The organism is Mesorhizobium sp. M5C.F.Cr.IN.023.01.1.1 (genome assembly GCF_003997585.1).
Taxonomy (GTDB): domain Bacteria; phylum Pseudomonadota; class Alphaproteobacteria; order Rhizobiales; family Rhizobiaceae; genus Mesorhizobium; species Mesorhizobium wenxiniae.
In genome coordinates this window covers 1-17,110 of the sequence record NZ_RZSU01000026.1, presented here as the reverse complement: position 1 = coordinate 17,110, position 17,110 = coordinate 1, and the positions used below count along the sequence as shown (strand labels likewise).

Annotated in this window: 14 protein-coding genes, 1 tRNA gene and 2 pseudogenes; 10 read left to right on the top strand and 7 right to left on the bottom strand. The window is 61.0% G+C overall.

The genetic code is table 11. The features are described 5' to 3' along the window. Positions 1–79: 79 nt before the first annotated feature. The gene (locus EOA78_RS13245) at positions 80–376 is read right to left on the bottom strand and encodes a hypothetical protein (protein ID WP_127315512.1); all 297 of its coding nucleotides are present in this window, start codon (positions 374–376) and stop codon (positions 80–82) included. A gap of 313 nt (positions 377–689) precedes the next feature. Here EOA78_RS13245 and EOA78_RS13240 point away from each other — a divergent pair, with 313 nt between their 5' ends. The 7 genes and pseudogenes from EOA78_RS13240 to EOA78_RS13210 all read left to right on the top strand — a co-directional run. Beyond that, positions 690–1,910 (top strand): sedoheptulose 7-phosphate cyclase, encoded by a 1,221-nt coding sequence (locus EOA78_RS13240; protein WP_127315511.1) that lies wholly within the window; start codon positions 690–692, stop codon positions 1,908–1,910. Positions 1,911–2,159: 249 nt separating this feature from the next. Further along, a complete protein-coding gene (locus EOA78_RS13235) occupies positions 2,160–3,395 on the top strand; it encodes a 6-phospho-beta-glucosidase (RefSeq protein WP_127315510.1) in 1,236 nt (411 codons plus the stop codon). Then, entirely contained in the window at positions 3,385–4,461 is a 1,077-nt protein-coding gene (locus EOA78_RS13230; protein WP_127315509.1) for an ROK family protein, read from the top strand. The genes EOA78_RS13235 and EOA78_RS13230 overlap by 11 nt, the downstream gene beginning before the upstream one ends. 173 nt (positions 4,462–4,634) lie before the next feature. Next, complete coding sequence (locus EOA78_RS13225) at positions 4,635–5,513, top strand: cyclitol dehydrogenase (protein WP_245477488.1); 879 nt, start codon at positions 4,635–4,637, stop codon at positions 5,511–5,513. After that, complete coding sequence (locus EOA78_RS13220) at positions 5,510–6,442, top strand: TIM barrel protein (RefSeq protein ID WP_127315508.1); 933 nt, start codon at positions 5,510–5,512, stop codon at positions 6,440–6,442. The genes EOA78_RS13225 and EOA78_RS13220 overlap by 4 nt, the downstream gene beginning before the upstream one ends. Before the next feature lie 15 nt (positions 6,443–6,457). Further along, entirely contained in the window at positions 6,458–7,483 is a 1,026-nt protein-coding gene (locus EOA78_RS13215) for a hypothetical protein (protein ID WP_245477487.1), read from the top strand. Between the two features lie 181 nt (positions 7,484–7,664). Continuing rightward, positions 7,665–7,754: pseudogene (locus tag EOA78_RS13210) on the top strand (DUF3085 domain-containing protein); the annotation flags it as partial. 372 nt (positions 7,755–8,126) lie between these two features. On the opposite strand, the gene EOA78_RS13205 reads toward EOA78_RS13210, so the two are convergent. After that, positions 8,127–8,636 carry a DUF4102 domain-containing protein gene (locus EOA78_RS13205; RefSeq protein ID WP_127315507.1) on the bottom strand — a complete coding sequence of 170 codons (510 nt, stop codon included), beginning with the start codon at positions 8,634–8,636 and terminating at the stop codon, positions 8,127–8,129. A gap of 153 nt (positions 8,637–8,789) precedes the next feature. Next, a tRNA-Thr gene (locus tag EOA78_RS13200) sits at positions 8,790–8,865 on the bottom strand. A gap of 340 nt (positions 8,866–9,205) precedes the next feature. Here EOA78_RS13200 and EOA78_RS13195 point away from each other — a divergent pair. Beyond that, positions 9,206–10,396 (top strand): hypothetical protein, encoded by a 1,191-nt coding sequence (locus tag EOA78_RS13195; RefSeq protein ID WP_127315506.1) that lies wholly within the window; start codon positions 9,206–9,208, stop codon positions 10,394–10,396. 83 nt (positions 10,397–10,479) lie between these two features. Here EOA78_RS13195 and EOA78_RS13190 read toward each other — a convergent pair whose 3' ends face one another. Continuing rightward, entirely contained in the window at positions 10,480–12,081 is a 1,602-nt protein-coding gene (locus EOA78_RS13190; protein ID WP_127315505.1) for a cisplatin damage response ATP-dependent DNA ligase, read from the bottom strand. Between the two features lie 102 nt (positions 12,082–12,183). Continuing rightward, entirely contained in the window at positions 12,184–13,194 is a 1,011-nt protein-coding gene (locus EOA78_RS13185) for a ligase-associated DNA damage response exonuclease (RefSeq protein WP_127315504.1), read from the bottom strand. Between the two features lie 216 nt (positions 13,195–13,410). Between EOA78_RS13185 and EOA78_RS13180 the strand changes: the two genes are divergently transcribed. Beyond that, on the top strand, positions 13,411–13,770 hold the full coding sequence (locus tag EOA78_RS13180) for a hypothetical protein (protein WP_127315503.1): 360 nt from the start codon (positions 13,411–13,413) through the stop codon (positions 13,768–13,770). A gap of 266 nt (positions 13,771–14,036) precedes the next feature. After that, positions 14,037–14,289: pseudogene (locus EOA78_RS13175) on the top strand (GIY-YIG nuclease family protein). Positions 14,290–14,515: 226 nt separating this feature from the next. Here EOA78_RS13175 and EOA78_RS13170 read toward each other — a convergent pair. Both EOA78_RS13170 and EOA78_RS13165 read right to left on the bottom strand, forming a co-directional pair. Further along, positions 14,516–15,457 (bottom strand): glyoxylate/hydroxypyruvate reductase A, encoded by a 942-nt coding sequence (locus EOA78_RS13170; RefSeq protein WP_127315502.1) that lies wholly within the window; start codon positions 15,455–15,457, stop codon positions 14,516–14,518. Positions 15,458–15,487: 30 nt separating this feature from the next. After that, the coding region (locus EOA78_RS13165) for an ABC transporter ATP-binding protein (RefSeq protein WP_164783740.1) at positions 15,488–17,110 on the bottom strand (1,623 nt) is incomplete at its 5' end.

The window sequence follows — 17,110 nt, the reverse complement described above, 5'->3', positions numbered from 1 at the left end:
CAGGTTTTTGCTGCGCGAGTGGCTGGAGACCGATACCTATCCGCCAGTCCGGATGATCGACGAGGAGGCGCGCCTGAAGCTACAGGAATCTTCGTTTGTTGTATCTCAGGGCGCCGGCGAAATTCCTTGTCCAGTTCGCGATTTGCAACCCACACGCCATGCCGACACTGCCGGCGGCCCAGTCCCAAGCATCCAGGTAGCGCCCAATCGCTTGCAAGCTCTGAAGAACTTCGATCGCGGCGGCGGTCAGAACGAGGAGCGCAGCCAGCTTTGCCCGGTGGTCTGGCCAGGCAACATATCCGACGGTCGCCAGCACGGCAAACGCAGCGGCGTGATTGAGTTTGTCATGCCCAAGGGTGATGGCGATGCCAAACATCTGCAAAAGCCACCCAGGCGAAAGGGTTAGCAGGAGAACGCCTGCCAGAGTGGCTAAAAAGACAGTTCTTGCTGAGATGATGTATGGTCCTACGTGCGGCAATGGTTTTGTCAGTCTTTCATCCAAAAGCTCAGGCTCACGGCTGTGCGTGCAAATTGTAGGTTTTCACTTCCTAAACGACCTGGCGCATCGGTCGAACAGATGAAGCCTAATAAATTCATACACAGTATACGGTAGAGAATGCGGAACGACTTTTGCTGGCTTGCTCTCAAGCATGCCGGTGAGCTGTTTTGCCCGAACATCGGGACCGATCATGTGGATACCCACCCAAGAGCAGCTTTCCCTCCGGTCTTCCCGGGACCACATCTTCAATGTCGCTCTGTTTGAGGGTTTCCACTCGTCGGATTTCTGCGAGTGGATCGAGGCCCACGCCCGCAATCGGACTGTGCTGGTGGTCACCACACCTACTGTCGAGAGGCTCTATGGCGACGAGATCCGCGCAGCCTTCGCATGCGTCGGTTTGAAGCCGTCCTGGCTGGTGTTGAACTGCACCGAGCGGACGAAGACTATGAAATCCGTGCTGACCGTTTGCCGTGCAGCGTCGGACGCCGAGATCGATCGCCGGGGTGCGCTGGTGGCGATCGGGGGTGGCGTTTGCTCCGATATCGTTACGCTGGCGGCCTCGATGCTACGCCGGAGTTTGTCTCACCTTCGCATCCCCACCACCTTGATTGGACAGGTCGATGCCGGAATCGGACTAAAGGGTGGTGTCAATTTCGGAGACGCCAAGAACTACCTGGGTTGTTTTCACCCACCGGATGCCGTCGCGGTGATCCCGCCATTGCTCAAGACCCTGGGTGTTGACACGGTCAGGCAGGGATTGGCCGAGATGATCAAGGTCGCCTGCACATCCGACACAGAGCTCTTCCGGATCATCGAAGAGGCTCGTGGAGGTGTGCTGCAGTCCTGGATCCTCGACGGCGATTCCTTGGCTCACGAGCCCATCCAGCGGGCCATCGCCGCCATGCTGGAAGAGCTTTCGAAGAATCCCTTCGAGGTTACATCCCACGAGAGGGCGGTGGATCTGGGTCACACGATCGCCCACCCGCTCGAAGCTTCAACCCATTACGAGCTCCACCACGGCTTTGCCGTCGCGATCGACCTCGCGTTTTCCAGCGTTCTTGGTTGGTACCTCGGTTGGCTCAGGGAGGAAACGGCCCTGCGCGTAGTGGATCTCCTGGTATCGGTTGGCTTGCCGATCTGGCACGAGCATCTGAACGAAGACTTGGTCACGAGATCGTTTCGGGCCGCCGCCAAGCATCGAAGCGGCGATATTAACATGGTCGTGCCGATCGACATTGGCCGCTATCGGTTCCTCAAGCGGGAAGATCAGTGTCCGCCAGGAATGATACTCGAAGTTCTGACCTATTTGCGCGCTCGGAGCTGGCAAGAAGGCATGTCTCATAGCGGTTCGGCTCAATATGGGAGGGAACTTTCTGCCGAGGGAAATCTCGCCAGGATTGGTCTGCAATGAGCAGGGGGCCTTTCCTGTCAAGGCCAAGTCCGGACCCGATTTCAGTTCATGGCGGCGGCGGTCCACTTGTCGGTCGGCTCTGCACAACAACTCGACCTCCACATCGCGGTAGGGAATATAAATCGGCTTCGCCTGTCTGTCCTGGCATCATACGGACGGACAACCCGGCCAGGACGAGCATCTCGTGGTAGGCACCAACAGCAAGCCTGATGCCTTGCAGGCGACCATCGGCCTGTTCTGGACGTCCTGATGACGCGGGTCTGCGTCCTGGGCGGCAGTTCGCCCTTCACGGTGGCGCTCGTCGATGCGATTGAGGCAAGCAAGGCGTTAAGCCACCGGCTGGGCGAGTGGGTGTTGATCCTCCAAGGGCGCAACCTGCAAAACCTCGGTGCGGTTGCACATTACGCCCGGCACCGGCTGGGAGCATTTGGAACGTCGATCATAGCCACCACGGATCTGGATGTGGCCCTGGTCGATGCCGAGATCGTGATTGTCCAGACGCGCTTCGGCGGGCTTGAGGCGAGAGCCGATGACGAAGTCTTCGCAAGCGAGCTCGGATGCTTCGCTGACGAAACGTTGGGCCCCTGCGGCCTGCTCTCCGCCTTCCGTCAGATGCGGCCGGTAGACGATCTCGCGATCCGCATGAAGGCAATCTGTCCCGATGCCTTCGTCGTGAACATGATTAACCCGCTGAGCCTTACGACGGCCATGATGCTCCGCCGCGGCGTGGCTGCGGTCGGCATCTGCGAGCTTCCCCTTGCCACACTCCAGGCTTTCGCGAGGGCGCTGCGCATCGATCCGACCGACCTTTACTGGAGCTACGAGGGTCTCAATCACAGAGGCTTTATCACCGTCGCCAGGACCCGTGACGGGGAGGATCTCCTGCAGCGCGTCCTGCGGTTGGCCCCAGACACCGCAACGCAGAAGTACCGCGACGATATTCTTCGCCTTGGCGCAATATCCACGAAATACTTCGCTTTTTTCGACGGCCGGTCTTCGCACGATAAGGGTCGAGCGGTCGCGCTAATATCTCTCCGAGATGCGATTGCTAAGGATCTTATCGCGGATCCGACACAATGGCCGGCGCCAATAGCAAAGCGTGATATGCCTTGGTATGCGCAAGCGGTCGTACCGCTCGTCGCCGCCCGCGTCGGAGCGCAGGGCTACGATGCTACCATAAACGTCGCGGTGGATGGACTTCTCGTTCACGAGCGGCGAGCCCGCGTCCTCAGTGATCGCATCGATATTCTTGAACCCGCACCGGCGAACGGTCCATTCCGCGACTGGCTCGCGGCGTTCGAGCATCACGAACGATTGTGCCTGGCAGCGTTCGCCGATCCCACACCGGACACGATCGGTGCAGCGCTCGAAGCCGATAAAATTACGCCTTCCGACAAAATTTGGACTTCAGCTGCGCGAATTTTTCGGATCTGGCGCGATGCTGCCGGCATCCGCGAACCGCGCGAGGCCGGCAATGACCAATAAGAACATTGCTGTCTTTGATATCGGCGGCACGCATTTTCGTTCGGCGCTGTGGACAAATGGAAGGCTGGGTCCAGTAACGCGACGACCTGCGATCAACTACCTTAACACGGCCCACGACAGTCCCGTCGAACTCCAGGAAGCGTTGGCGGACTATCTGGTGGCCGAGACCAAGCGCCTGCAGTTGGAGAGCAGAACCGCGATAAATCATGCCGGCATCTCACTTGGAGCACCTGTGAACGCTCGTAGCGGTCGTGTGCTGCAATCTGGCCCACTTTGGGGCCCGAGGTCGGGACCATTCGAACTCCAGGTCGCGCTGATACGCCGCCGACTGGACATCAGCTGGACGATCGCGAATGACGTGACCGCTGGACTGGCATCCTACATCCAGACCTGCGATCCGCAGAAGCATTCGCGTATCCTGTTCGTTACGGTGAGCACCGGAATCGGGGCGAGGCTCTACGATTTCGCGCGAGGCGGCGTGCCGGTCGATCCGGTACACGGGATACAGGGCGAAATAGGCCATATCAAAGTGGAAGCTTTCTTCCGCGGCACGCGTCTAAAGTCTACCTGCGATTGCGGTGGATCCGACCATCTGAACGCCTATTCATCCGGACGAGGCGTGTTGAAACTGCTGCGCGAGTTGTCAACTTGTTCCCCGGACGCGCTGGCAGTCTCGACGATGGCCGCAGCACGCAACGGGGACGATGACACCATACTCGCTGAGTTCTCGCGTGGGGTGGCGGCCGCTGATGCCCTCGCCTTGGACGTCCTCGCTACGATCACGCGACCGCTAGCACTCATTTTCTCGGCGCTCCTGACGCACGATCCGCTACTTGATTCAATTGTTCTTACAGGGGGTGTTGTGGATGCACTCGAACCGGCCTATTCGGCCAGTCTTGATCGGCAATTCCGCGACCACGGATTGTTCCAGATCACTGAATGCGATTCGTCCTATTTCGCCCGCCGGCTCCGTATCGTCGCGCCGGGGGACCTGTCTGGACTCATTGGGGCTGGCCATCTCGCCGAAATGCAGGATGAGGGGCGAAGCATTCATGTTTTCCGGTGATCGAATCAGCTTGACCGGATCGAAGTCGCACCTCGCTCTGGTGCGGTCGCCGGGCATGGGTGCCCCAACACTGAAGCAGGTCCGGACACCCGTGGCGCTACCGGGCGATTTCGTATGCCGGACCCTCATTGCCGGCGTCTGCGGGACCGACCTCCAAATTCTGCGCGGCGTGCGTGGCGATCCAGCCCGGATCCTTGGCCCATGAAGGCGTCGCGGCTGTCGAAGAAGTAGGTGCGAAAGCGGACCAGCGCTGGCTAGGGGCGACGATTGCTGTGAATCCAACGCCAGACTGGGGCACCGCTGAACTCGGCCATACTCTCGATGGGATGATGCAGCAACGCTTCCTCGTGCCCGCTCGGTTGCGGTCGCTGGTCGTTTCGTCGCCCGCAGAACTGGCTGCCGATCTCGCCATTCTCGCAGAGCCGCTCGCATCCGTTCTGACTTGCGGAGGCATTCTCAATCGGGTCGCGGAGCCGATCCGTGTATTGGCTGTGGGACGAGGTACGATCGGCCAACTGCTTCATCTTGCACTCCGAACTGCCTGCGCGTCGGTTCGAGACGTAGTCGTCATAGGGACGAAAGAGACGGCCGATATTGAGTACGAAGCATTCGACGCTGTCATCCTATGTGCCTCGCGGCAGGATGTAGCCGCCGCCCTCGGTATCGGGCTCGACGCCTTGTGCGACGGTGGCATCCTCTATCTCTTCGGAGGTCTTCCATCTGAGTGTCGAGACCCGCGTCTGCCCGGGGTCAACCTCAGCGAAGTTCGCGCGCGAAATACCGGTGGACGTGTCGGCTGGCCGCTTGCCGAGCAGTGCCAAGCAACTATCGGCCACAAGCGGGTCTCGATCACCGGGCACCGCGGTTCTTCCAACGCGATGCTGATCCGGGCGATGCTCGAACTCAGCGCTCGCCCAGATACCTATCGGCCGCTTCTTACGATCGTGACAGACCCGGAGAAAGCTGTCCGTACATTACGCGACGCTGTCGGCTATCCGCCAGTTAGATCTTGGACCAAGCTTGGGATCGACCTACGGAGGTGGCGAACTTGAAGCAACATCCATTGACGAGCAACGCGCATCTGACTGTCGCGCAGAGTATTTATCGACCACAAATCGGGATCGCGCTATGGAAGGTGGGGAATCTGGGTCTGGCCGGCTTTGAAACCGCTGCCGCCGCGGGTCTCGATCACGTTCACGTCGACTTGGGTGGCCCGAACCGCGGTCCCGATCTCACAGATGTCGAAGTCTTGACAGCCTTCGACACAATTTCACGCCGTTTGGCAATTCCAATCACCGCCCTTGCAGTCAATCGGCTCAACGATCTTGGCCTGACGGCGCCAAAGGGCAGCGAGGAAGCGTTGGAAGTCCGGCGAAGTATTTTGCAGGCGATTGGAGTGGCAGACTGTCTGCGGGTGCCGAGCATCATCATTCCAGGCTTTCGCCAGAGCCTCGTTCGGACGTCCGAGGACGTGGCTAGAACAGTTGAAGTGCTGCGTTTCGCACTTGGTCCCGCCCAAGCCGCAGGGATTACTTTGGCATACGAAAGCGGGCTTGATTCCGAAAGAACGCTCCAGCTTCTTCAAGCAGTTGGCCAGTCGGGCATCTGCGTACAGTTCGACACGGGAAATCCCGCTATCTACGGGCATGCTGCAGCCTCCGTTTGGGCGCGACTTGCTCACGTCGCCTCGTTGGACGTCCACCTCAAAGATGCTTTCGAGGGGTATGTGCCGCTCGGCGACGGTATAGCCGAGCTAGAGCTTACGTTTGTTGCCTTCGCGCGCCTGCCGAGGCCTACATCCTTCACACTCGAGGGCGATTATAGCATTGATTCTGGAGCTCGCATCCGTCGCGACCTCGCCCGACTGAAGACTCTCATCGCGAGGTCGATGTGGTCGGGCGGCTCCGATGGTACTGGCTGCGAAAATGGAAGCGGTGTCGCAAAGACCGAAGGCACGGTCTTTCCTTCAGTGTATCGATAGATGGGTGGCTGAATAATGAAACCTACAATCGCGAACACCCATCGGCTTGAAACAGTCTATCTCGCCGCGCTGATCGGTGCTGAGCCTGCCGTTGCGGTGCAGATCAACGAGCCGAAACATGGCGTCGTGCCAACAAGGTCACGACCACAGCTTAAACGTCTTGGCTCTTTGATTTCTTTCGGCGGGTCAACGATTGCCGGCATGAGCATGCTGTGCGTCTCAGCCCTGCTCATTCTCTTGATTTGTGGCCAACCCAAACTGTCAGCAGAGGAGAATGGCATAACCCTGCATTACACCTCTGGCGGATCGGCTGCCGCAATCGCGGCTGGGGGCTTCAACCTCGCCGACGTACAATATGTCGAGCAACTCAATGCGCTCCCTCCCGGGATGAAAGGGCTGGTCTGGCTCGATGAAAAAACGGGGGTCACGGCGCGTTTCATCGCCAAGGTCAAGCCGTTCATCGGCAACCCGAAGCTGTTCGGCTTTCGCCTGTGTGATGAGCCGGACATCACCGGCAAGTACCACTCCCCACCAGTTAGCCCGGCAGCCCTCAAAGCAGAGGCCGACTGGATCAAGGCCAATGTGCCCGGCGCCGTGACATTCATCACGCTGATGGACATGGGATCTTTTGAAGCCCCACACTTCATGAACACCTTCAATCCCGCCACCACCGGAATCGACTTCTTTGGCCTCAATCCCTATCCGGTGCGGGGCAAGGTTTTCGATTTGGACTTCATCGACAGGACGGTCGAGGCGGCTGTTGCTGCTGGTGTTCCGCTCGATAAGATCGTGCCCGTGTTTCAGGCCTTCGGCGGCGGCAATTGGACGACTTATACCGACGGGGCCAGAGACGTGTATCAACTGCCGACACTGGACCAGGCGAACCAGATGTTCGCGCGCTGGGCCACCTACTCTCCCAATCCCGTGTTTGACTTTGCCTACGCGTGGGGGTCGCAAAACGGGGATACCAAGCTGGGCAGTACCAGCCCAGGGGCACTAAACCTTCGCGCAGCGTTCAAGGCACACAACACCGCCAAGTAGTTCGTTGTCGGGCGCTATGCGGGAGCGCAAATTGTTTCGAAATGCTTTCGCCCGTGCGTGGGGGATGCGAGGCCGGTTTGCTGAAGCTGCTCGACGACCTCACCGAGGTCGAGATCAGCGCCAATTTACCGGTCCATCTTCGCTACCTGCCCGCCGCAATCGCACCCTGACGGAGGCTGTCATGTTCACATTTCCTATACTTGCGGTTCGCAAGGTCATCGAGAGCGGCATAGCCGATGCTGCCGCCAATGGCGGATTTCGCAACCCCTACTAGGGCATCAAGCCCGGCAAAGATGAAAAACCGGGGCTCTGGCTGGTCGGTGACGATGCCTGAACTAACGGACAGAACAAAAAGAGAACAAGATTTGGCAATGCACTGACTGTTCGAGGGCATTGCTGGCTTTGGCGAAGGAGATGTCCAGGTGAAAGAACCCCCATCCCAAGTGTCCCTGATTGTCCAGCGACATCTCCCTCTGGTGTGCCTTCGTACTCTCGGATCGATCTAAGTAGACCACCGAAAGACTTGGGCTGGAGCAGCGCCGCATGGTGTTTCGGCTGAGGTCCGGCAATCGCCCTTTCAACGCCTGGGTCGGGTCTGCCTCGCAAAGGGCAGATGCTATCCCAAATCGAAAAACGCTACCGATCACACCTCGCATGCGACGGGCAGTCTCCAGTCGCCTCGTTTCTCAACTTGGCGCAACGCCACCAAAATCTCTGGTGCGGTGATCTCGTTGATCGGCCGCACACCGAGGACCGGGCGCGCCAGATCAATCACCCACTCCGTTTTTGTTATCGTTGCAGGAGCGCGCCCCTTGCGTTTTTGTAAAGCTACATATTCATCCGCCACGGCGCTAAATGTTCGGGCGCGTGCCACGCTTGCGGTGATTTTGTCGAGCCTTTTCTGAGCACTCGGGTCTATGCCGTCTCGTAGAAGCCTTTTGGCCTCATCCCGCTTTTTGCGCGCCTCGGCCAAGCCAACGTCGGGATAGGCGCCAAGGGCGAGGGTTTTCTCTTTGTTATCGAACCGGTACTTAAGCCGCCAGAGCCGACCGCCTTTCGCCGTAACCAGCAGGTACAGACCGCAGCTATCAGCGACTTTTCGATCCCTGCCGCTGGCCTTGACCGATCGAACAGCTGCATCTGTGAGGGGCATTTTTGGGGGTATCGCCTAAGCGGGGTGGTTCGATACCCCCAATTTTGTTGAATGCAACCGGATACTATCGGACTTCTTTGTACCCGATAAGTTGCCAAAACCCCAGGGATGCTGGGTTTTTCGGACCTTCTTGGATAACGTTGGATGAGGAAGTGGTGCCGCTTAGGTGACTCGAACACCTGACCCCATCATTACGAATGATGTGCTCTACCAACTGAGCTAAAGCGGCCCGGGAAGCCGAGGCCTCCAAGATGCGCTGGGTGATAGACGCAACCCACCATAAATTCAAGATGGGACTTGGCATTTCGTGTGGGCTCATGCCGCGCCTACAAGCCACCGCCGCGCCGGTCCGCCATACAGTGGCGCGATGCCGTACCGGCTGGTTGCGGGACGTCGCGTCGCCGCTGCATCGGGAAATCGGCGAAAAATGTTGATTCCTTTACCGAAAACCGCCGAAATGGGCTTTGGATGCCTCGCCAAGACAGAATGCGGCCGCTGGCCCGTTGATTGATTGATCGCCTACGGCTAACGATCATGACAATGTGACTGTACGTGCAGAGGGGTCCGGTTTGGACGCGATCGAAAAAGCGATCCGGAATGCCTTCGAGAAAGGCAATGCCGAAGACCGCGCGTTTCGCGAGCGGGTCTACCGATCAGCCTTCGCCGCACTTGACCGTGCCCTGCAGGCCAACCCGGGCGTGACGGTGGAAGTCGCCATCAAGCGCCGCAAGGCGGTGCAGGCCAAGATCACCGAAATCGAATCCGAGTTCCTGCCGGCGGTTCCCGGCATCGGCCAGCCGACCGATGGTGACGCTGCAGCACCGGCGGTGAAGCAGCCGGCTGACAGCGAAGCCGAAGCCGAAGCCGAGGCCGAAGCCGAAACGAATGCCGGCGCCGATGCTGAACCCGCGCCGCCGCCTGACGTCGTTGTCGACGCTCCGGCGAAGCCTCCTGCATCGGACGCGCCGCGCTCGCGGGTCTTACCGGTCGTTCCCGATATCATGCCGGACGCGGTTTTTCCCGGTGTGCCGGAGATCGACATGTCGTCCCCGCCATCACCCGGAGACGGCGACGCAGAGGTGATGCCAGACCGCGACGACAGGCGGGTGAGAGGCCCCCACCTGCCTCTCACCGCGATCTTCCTCGGCGTGACGCTACTCGCAGCTGTCGGTATCGGCCTCTATTTCGCTGCGCAGACCGGCGTCTTCAAGTCAGCGGCCGAACTCGACACGGCTCCGCCGCAAACGGCACCGACGGTGGAAGACGATGATTTCACGCCACCAGGCGACACGGCCTCGCCGCTGGGCTCCGGCGATGTGGAGCGCGACTGGATCAATGTGTTTTCGCCGAGCGACCCGGCGCTTGTCAGTGCGCCTTCGGATGCCAAGGCCGAAGTCATGCAGGACGACAGCGGTTCCTTCCTGCGCATCCGGTCGGGCGCCTCCGGTTCGGCGATCAGCTTCGACGTCGGGCAAGGCGTGCTGGAAAAACTCGCCGGCAAGCACGCAACGTTCGACATCATCGCCCGCTCCGAGGAGGGCAAGGAGACGCAGATCTCCGTCGACTGCAATTTCGGCGAACTCGGCGACTGCGGCCGCAAGCGCTACGCGGTCGGCCACGAGCGCAACGAATATCTCTTCGACGTGCGGTTTCCCGACAAGCGTCCGGGCGCTGCCGGCACCATCGCCATCAATTCCGACTTCGACAAGCAGGGCAAGTCGGTCGACATCTACGAGATCCGCGTCTCGATTGTTCCGTAGAGCATCGGACCCAAAAGCATGCCCACGGGCTTGACCCGGGGTGGAAACCGGTTTTGGGAAAATCCGATGCTTAAAACAAAAATCTAACTGTCAAGCAGCGCCTGCAGCGTCTCGATGCGGTCGGCTTCGGCCGCCGGCTTGTCCCAGCGCAGCCGTGAAATGCGGGGAAAGCGCATGGCGACGCCGGATTTGTGCCGTGTCGAGCGGTTGAGCCCTTCGAACGCCACCTCCAGCACGAGGCCTTGTCTGCGGTCGGCCCGCACCGAGCGGACCGGGCCGAAACGCTCGATCGTGTTGTCGCGGACATATTTGTCGATCTGCCTCAGTTCCTCGTCGGTGAAGCCGAAATAGGCTTTCCCCACCGGCACCAGTTCCTCCGATCCTTCCGGGCCGGACCAGACGCCGAACGTGTAATCGGAATAGAAACTCGAACGCTTGCCGTGGCCGCGCTGGGCATACATCAGCACGGCGTCGACCGTGTGCGGATCGCGCTTCCATTTGAACCATGGACCTTTGGGCCGGCCGGTGAGATAGGGCGAATCCCAGCGCTTCAGCATTACGCCTTCGATGACCGGATGCAGCGGCTTGCGGCGCAATTCCTCCAACGCCTGCCAGTCGGTGAATTCGACCAGCGGCGAAAGATCGAAGCGGCTCGGATCGAGCGTCTGCACGAAGGCTTCGAGGCGGCCGCGCCGCTCGCGGAAAGAGCGCGCGCGCAAGTCCTCGTCGCCGATCTGAAGCACGTCGTAGCAGCGCATGAAGGCTGGGTATTGCTGCTGGATCTTCGGTGTCACGCCCTTGCGGTTCAGTCGCTGCTGCAGGTCCGAGAACGTACCGGTCGCCTGCAGGGGATCGCCGACCAGAAGTTCGCCGTCGAGGGTGGCGGAAAAATCCATCGCCTCTGCGAGGTCCGGAAAGGCCCCGGAAACGTCGTCGCCTGTGCGCGAATAGAGCCGGCGAATGCCGCCTTCCGATACGGCCTGGACGCGGATACCGTCCCATTTCCATTCGGCGGCGTAGTCGGCCGGGTCGAGCTTTTCGAGATCGCCGTCACCGATCGGGTTCGACAGCATCACCGGCCGGAACAGCGCCATTGCCGTCTTTCTGGGTTTTTCTGCCTTGCCTTCCAGCCAGGCGAACAGCTCGGCATAGGGCGGCGTCAGCCCATGCCAGAGTTCTTCAATTTCGGCGATGTCGACCTTGCCGAGATCGGCCAGCGCCTGCTTGGCCAATCGCGCCGAGACACCGATGCGCAGGCCGCCGGTGACCAGCTTGATGATGGCGAAACGCGCCGAGATGCTGGCGCTGTCGAGCAGTCTGGCCAGCACCTTCGGCCCGTCGGAACGGCTCGCCGCCTGCAGCTTTGCGACGACCTCGGCGAGCGTCGGCTCATGGTTGGCGATATCTGCGGGCCATTGCGGCCAGACCAGCGACACGGTCTCGGCCAGGTCGCCGACATAATCGTAGGAATAGCCGAACAGCACCGGATCCATGCGCTCCATGACCAGCATGCGAAGCATAGCCGGCTTGACCGCCGCGATGGTCAGGTCGCCGGTGATGGCAGCCAGCGCCAGGCCGCGATCCGGATCCTCGACGCTGCGGAAATAATCGCTCAGCAGCGTCAGCTTGCCGTTGCGCGACGGAGTCAGGACGAGGCGATCGAGGAGTTCGGCGAAGCGGTTCATGAGGAGAACCGCGCCGATAAGATGGGTTTGCGCTCCACGCGACCCCCCTCTGGCCTGGCGTGGAGCGCCGCATGAGCGATTTCCGAACTATCTTCCATCAGCTCAATCGCCCTCGTCCTCGTAGCCGACGAGATGCAGCGGTCTGGCGGCGATGCCTTCGAGCTCGCACCAGCGCACCAGGGCCTCCTCGCGGCCATGCGTCACCCAGATTTCTCCGGCGCCGGTCTCCCTGATCGTGGCGGTCAGCTCGTCCCAGTCGGCGTGGTCGGAAATGATCAGCGGCAGTTCGACGCCGCCCTGCTTGGCGCGCTGGCGGATGCGCATCCAGCCGGACGCAAAGCACGAGATCGGATCGGGAAAGCGTCGCGCCCAGCGGTCGGCGAAGGCCGAGGGCGGGCCAACGACGATGGCCCCGGTGAAGTCGTCCTTACCACCGCTTTCGACGGTCGCCGGCTCCAGCGTCCCGAGGTCGATGCCCTGGCTCTGATAGTAGTCGCTGAGCTTGGCCAGCGCGCCGTGGATGTAGATTGGCTTGTCGTAGCCGGCGTCCCGCAGCAACCGCATGACGCGCTGCGCCTTGCCAAGCGCATAGGCGCCGACCAGATGCGCGCGTTCGGGAAACTGCGCCGTCGATTTCAGCAGGCGGGCGATTTCTTCGGTATCGGGCGGGTGACGGAACACCGGCAGGCCGAAAGTCGCCTCGGTGATGAACACGTCGCACTTGACCGGCTCGAACGGCTCGCAAGTCGCGTCCCTATGGCGCTTGTAGTCGCCCGAAGCGACGATGCATGAGCCCTGATGCACGACCTCGATCTGCGCCGAGCCCAGCACATGGCCGGCCGGATGGAAGGTTACCGTGACGCCGTTCAGCGCAATCGCCTCGCCAAGTGCTGCCGCTTGCATCGTCCCGGCAAAGCCCTCGCCGTAGCGCAGGCCCATGATGTCAAGCGTCTGTTGTGTGGCCAGCACCGAGCGGTGGCCGGAACGGGCATGGTCGGAATGGCCGTGCGTGATCAGCGCCCGGTTGACCGGCCGCACCGGGTCGATGAAGAAATCGCCGGGTGGGCAATAGAGACCCTCGGGCCGGGGATGAAGCAGGTCACTGGCGCGCATGGCTCCAAGATAGTTGCTAATTCCGGCGCGGGAAGCCTGTTGCAAGTGACTGCTGACTCGGCTTACAGGCAACTGCCGGCGGGACCTCCATCATGAAACCGCATCGGGCCTCGTCGGCGACCATTTTCGTTTACCTGCGCCACACGTGGTGGCGGCTGCGAAAAAAGTCCGATTCGCATGCCCGAAAGGGCTGGACACCGACACGGAGGACGTTGCATGCGCTGGAACTTGGTGGTCTTGGCATCTTGCCTGGCAATAGCCGGTTGCGTCGGCACCTCGATTGCCGAGCGACAGGACGCGAATGTCCAGTCCTCGCTGCAATATGACAGCGTGCCCTGCAATCAATTGCTGGCGCAACGCAACCGGCTGGCACAGCAATACCGCCTTCCACAGGATGCCAAGCCGTCCTTCTCCGATCCCGGGGTGGGCCTCGGCCCGTTCACGCCGGACACCCGTTCCAAGGCACAGCGAGAGGTCGAACAGGCAAGCGGCCGGATCGATGCCATGAACCGGTCGATCGCCCGCCGCGAATGTGGCAAGCCGGCCAAGCAGACCAAGCTTGGCCTGCCGGGTTAATACCTCTGTGCAGTGGATTTTGCCAGGTTGGAGGCCGATCGGCAGCAAACGTCCACAGTCCCTTTCAGCGGCAAATCTCAGTGGCAAATCGCAAACCTTCGAGATTGGCCGAACCATCCCTCCACTTCGTCATCCTAGGGCGGAGCAAGGAGCGAAGCGACGCGGCGCAGACCCTGGGATCCATGCCGTTACCTCAGCCGAAGAATGCAACCGCTCAGAACAACACGTGCATCCGCAACGGTGCCAGCTACCCTTCCACCACCTATATGACCGCGAGCCAGAAGCGCGGCACGATCTACATCGGTGTCACCAACGACCTCGGCCGCCGCCTGCCGGAGCACAAATCCGGCCAAGGCTCGCGGCGTGCAGCGTCTGGTCTGGTACGAAGAACATTTCGACATTCGTGACGCCATCCAGCGCGAGAAGTCGCTGAAGCGCTGGCCGCGCCAATGGAAGATCGAGCTGATCGAGACGACCAATCCCAGAATGGTTGAGCTTTTTCGCGGAACGAGGTGGTAGCGTTCGGTTCTGGTCCGCTGCATTCTTCGGCTTAGGTAACGGAATGGATCCCAGGGTCTGCGCCGCGTCGCTTCGCTCCTTGCTCCGCCCTAGGATGACGAAGGCGTGGTAGCCTCTTGCTAATCGCCAGCGTTGGATCGGCGGCTGCAGGCAAGTCGGCAGCGATTATCCGCAGTCTCTTTTAGGCTCAGTCAAAGGTCAAATCCTCTGTGCAGTGGAACCAGAGCTAATACCCCGCGTCGCGATCCACCACGTTCTCGAGCTGCCCGCCGCTCTCGAAGGCGGCCATCTGGCGCAGCATGATCGGCACCAGATGCACTGGGTCGGAGGTCGCCGCCGCATGCGGCGTCACGAACACTTTCGGGTGGTTCCACAGCCGGCTGGTCTTCGGCAGCGGCTCGACCTCGAACACGTCGAGGCTCGCTTCCTTGAGTGTGCCGTCCTCCAGCGCACGCAGAATGTCGGCGTCCTTCTGCAACTTGCCGCGCCCGGCATTGATCAGCACCGAACCGCCGAGGCCGTTGCGTTTCCTCAGCTCCTTCAGCACGCCGTAGTTGATGATGCCTTGCGTCTGTGGCGTAAGCGGCAACAGCACCACCAGAATGTCGGTGGCGTTGAGGAAGGGGATCAATCCGGCCTCGCCCGCATAGGTCGAAACGCCGTTCATCGACCGCTCAATGCGCGACCAGCCATTGACCGCAAAGCCGAGCGACAAAAGCACCGACGCCGCCGCGCGGCCAAGCGTGCCGAGCCCCATGATGCCGACGGAGATGTCGCCGGCCGGTCGCTGCGGTGGCTCGTGCCAGATCTTCTTTTGCTGCTGCGACCGGTAGAGCATGCCCTGGCGATGGTGATCGAGCACCCGCCACACGACGTATTCGGTCATGTACTGGGTCAGGTTGTCGGCCACGACCTTGACGATCGGCACGTCGGGCAAAGTGGGATCGGCGAAGATGTGGTCGACGCCGGCGCCGATCGAAAAGACAGCGCGCAGATTGGGCAGGGACGACAGAAGGTTGGGCCGCTGCTTCCACACCACCGCATAGGTGATCGAGGGATCGCTGGCGCCGTCCGGCTCGAGCACCACTTCGCGTTCCGCCGACAGGAGTTCGCGCCAACGGCCTGGATGGATACCGGTGAGGGCAAGCAGGATACGGCCTTTTTCCATTGCGGATTCTATTTCCTTATGCGGTACAGGCTACTCGCTGACGATGCCGACCGGCGCCGTTTCGATCCTGAATGCGGCCGAGATCAGCGCCTTGGTATAGTCGGTCTGCGGTCGTTCGAAAATCTGTTCGGATGGGCCGGCTTCGACGATCCTGCCATTGCGCATGACGATGACGTCGTTGGCAAGCGCGCGGATGACCTTCAGGTCGTGGCTGATGAACAGATAGGCGAGGTCGTGCTTCGCCTGCAGGCTGCGCAGAAGATCGACCACCTGCGCCTGCACGCTCATGTCGAGCGCCGAGGTCGGCTCGTCCAGCATGACGAATCGTGGGTTGAGCACCATGGCGCGGGCGATGGCGATGCGCTGGCGCTGGCCGCCGGAAAACTCGTGCGGATAGCGATTGCGCGTGTCGGGATCGAGCCCGACTTCCGCGAGCACATCGACGATGCGCTTGTCGCGCTCATCGTGCGACAGCTTCGGCTCGTGGATCTTCAGCCCTTCCTCGATGATCTCGGAGACCGACATGCGCGGGCTCAACGACCCGAACGGATCCTGGAAGACGATCTGCAGCTCGCGCCGCAGCGGCCGCATGGCGTTGAATGACAGTTCGTCGATATCGCGCCCGTTGAACTTAATGGTCCCGGTCGACGAGATCATCCTGGCCAGCGCCAGGCCGAGCGTCGTCTTGCCAGAGCCGGATTCACCAACGACGCCGAGCGTCTGGCCGGCGCGCACGGTGACGTCGATGCCGTCGACCGCCTTCACATTGTCGACGGTGCGGCGGAAAAAGCCCTTCTTGATCGGAAACCAGACTTTTATGTCCTGGCCCGTCATGACAGGCTTGGCGGCAGCGTTGGCGGCGGGCGGTTTGCCCTTCGGTTCGGCGGCCAGCAGATGCCGCGTATAGGTGTGTTGCGGGTTGGCGAAGATATCTTTCGTCGGTCCGGTCTCGACGATCTTGCCCTTGGTCATCACACAGACCCGGTCGGCGACCTTTCTGACGATGCCGAGATCGTGGGTGATGAACAGCATCGACATGCCCTTGCGGCTCTTCAGCTCCGCAAGCAGTTCGAGGATCTGCGCTTGCACGGTGACGTCGAGTGCCGTCGTCGGTTCGTCGGCGATCAGCAGTTCCGGTTCGTTGGCCAGTGCCATGGCGATCATGACGCGCTGGCGCTGGCCCCCGGAAAGCTGGTGCGGATAGGCGTCGAGCCGCTTCTCCGGCTCGCGGATACCGACCTCGTTGAGCAGCTCCAGGGTGCGCGCCTTGGCTTGGCGGTCGCCCAGGCCCTGGTGCAGCGCCAGCACCTCGATGATCTGCTGCTCGATCGTGTGCAGCGGATTGAGCGAGGTCATCGGCTCCTGGAAGATCATGGTGATCTTGTTGCCGCGCACGCGGCGCAATGCCTTCTCGTCGGTGGCGAGCAGGTCGGCGCCCTGGAACAGGATCTTTCCCGATGGATGGCTGGCAGCCGGATAAGGCAGCAGCTTCAGCACCGACAGCGCCGAGACCGACTTGCCGGAGCCGGATTCGCCGACCAACGCCACCGTCTCGCCCTTGGCGATGTCGAAGGAGATGTGGTCGACGGCCATCGACTGGCGGCCTTCCTGCGCGAAGGCGACGCTGAGATCGCGCACGGAGAGGAGAGGGGG

Bases quoted from the DNA above. Each gene is read 5' to 3' on its own strand.
- EOA78_RS13245 (WP_127315512.1), bottom strand. From the start codon at position 376: ATGTTTGGCATCGCCATCACCCTTGGGCATGACAAACTCAATCACGCC.
- EOA78_RS13240 (WP_127315511.1), top strand. From the start codon at position 690: ATGTGGATACCCACCCAAGAGCAGCTTTCCCTCCGGTCTTCCCGGGAC.
- EOA78_RS13235 (WP_127315510.1), top strand. From the start codon at position 2,160: ATGACGCGGGTCTGCGTCCTGGGCGGCAGTTCGCCCTTCACGGTGGCG.
- EOA78_RS13230 (WP_127315509.1), top strand. From the start codon at position 3,385: ATGACCAATAAGAACATTGCTGTCTTTGATATCGGCGGCACGCATTTT.
- EOA78_RS13215 (WP_245477487.1), top strand. From the start codon at position 6,458: ATGAAACCTACAATCGCGAACACCCATCGGCTTGAAACAGTCTATCTC.
- EOA78_RS13205 (WP_127315507.1), bottom strand. From the start codon at position 8,636: ATGCCCCTCACAGATGCAGCTGTTCGATCGGTCAAGGCCAGCGGCAGG.
- EOA78_RS13190 (WP_127315505.1), bottom strand. From the start codon at position 12,081: ATGAACCGCTTCGCCGAACTCCTCGATCGCCTCGTCCTGACTCCGTCG.
- EOA78_RS13185 (WP_127315504.1), bottom strand. From the start codon at position 13,194: ATGCGCGCCAGTGACCTGCTTCATCCCCGGCCCGAGGGTCTCTATTGC.
- EOA78_RS13180 (WP_127315503.1), top strand. From the start codon at position 13,411: ATGCGCTGGAACTTGGTGGTCTTGGCATCTTGCCTGGCAATAGCCGGT.
- EOA78_RS13170 (WP_127315502.1), bottom strand. From the start codon at position 15,457: ATGGAAAAAGGCCGTATCCTGCTTGCCCTCACCGGTATCCATCCAGGC.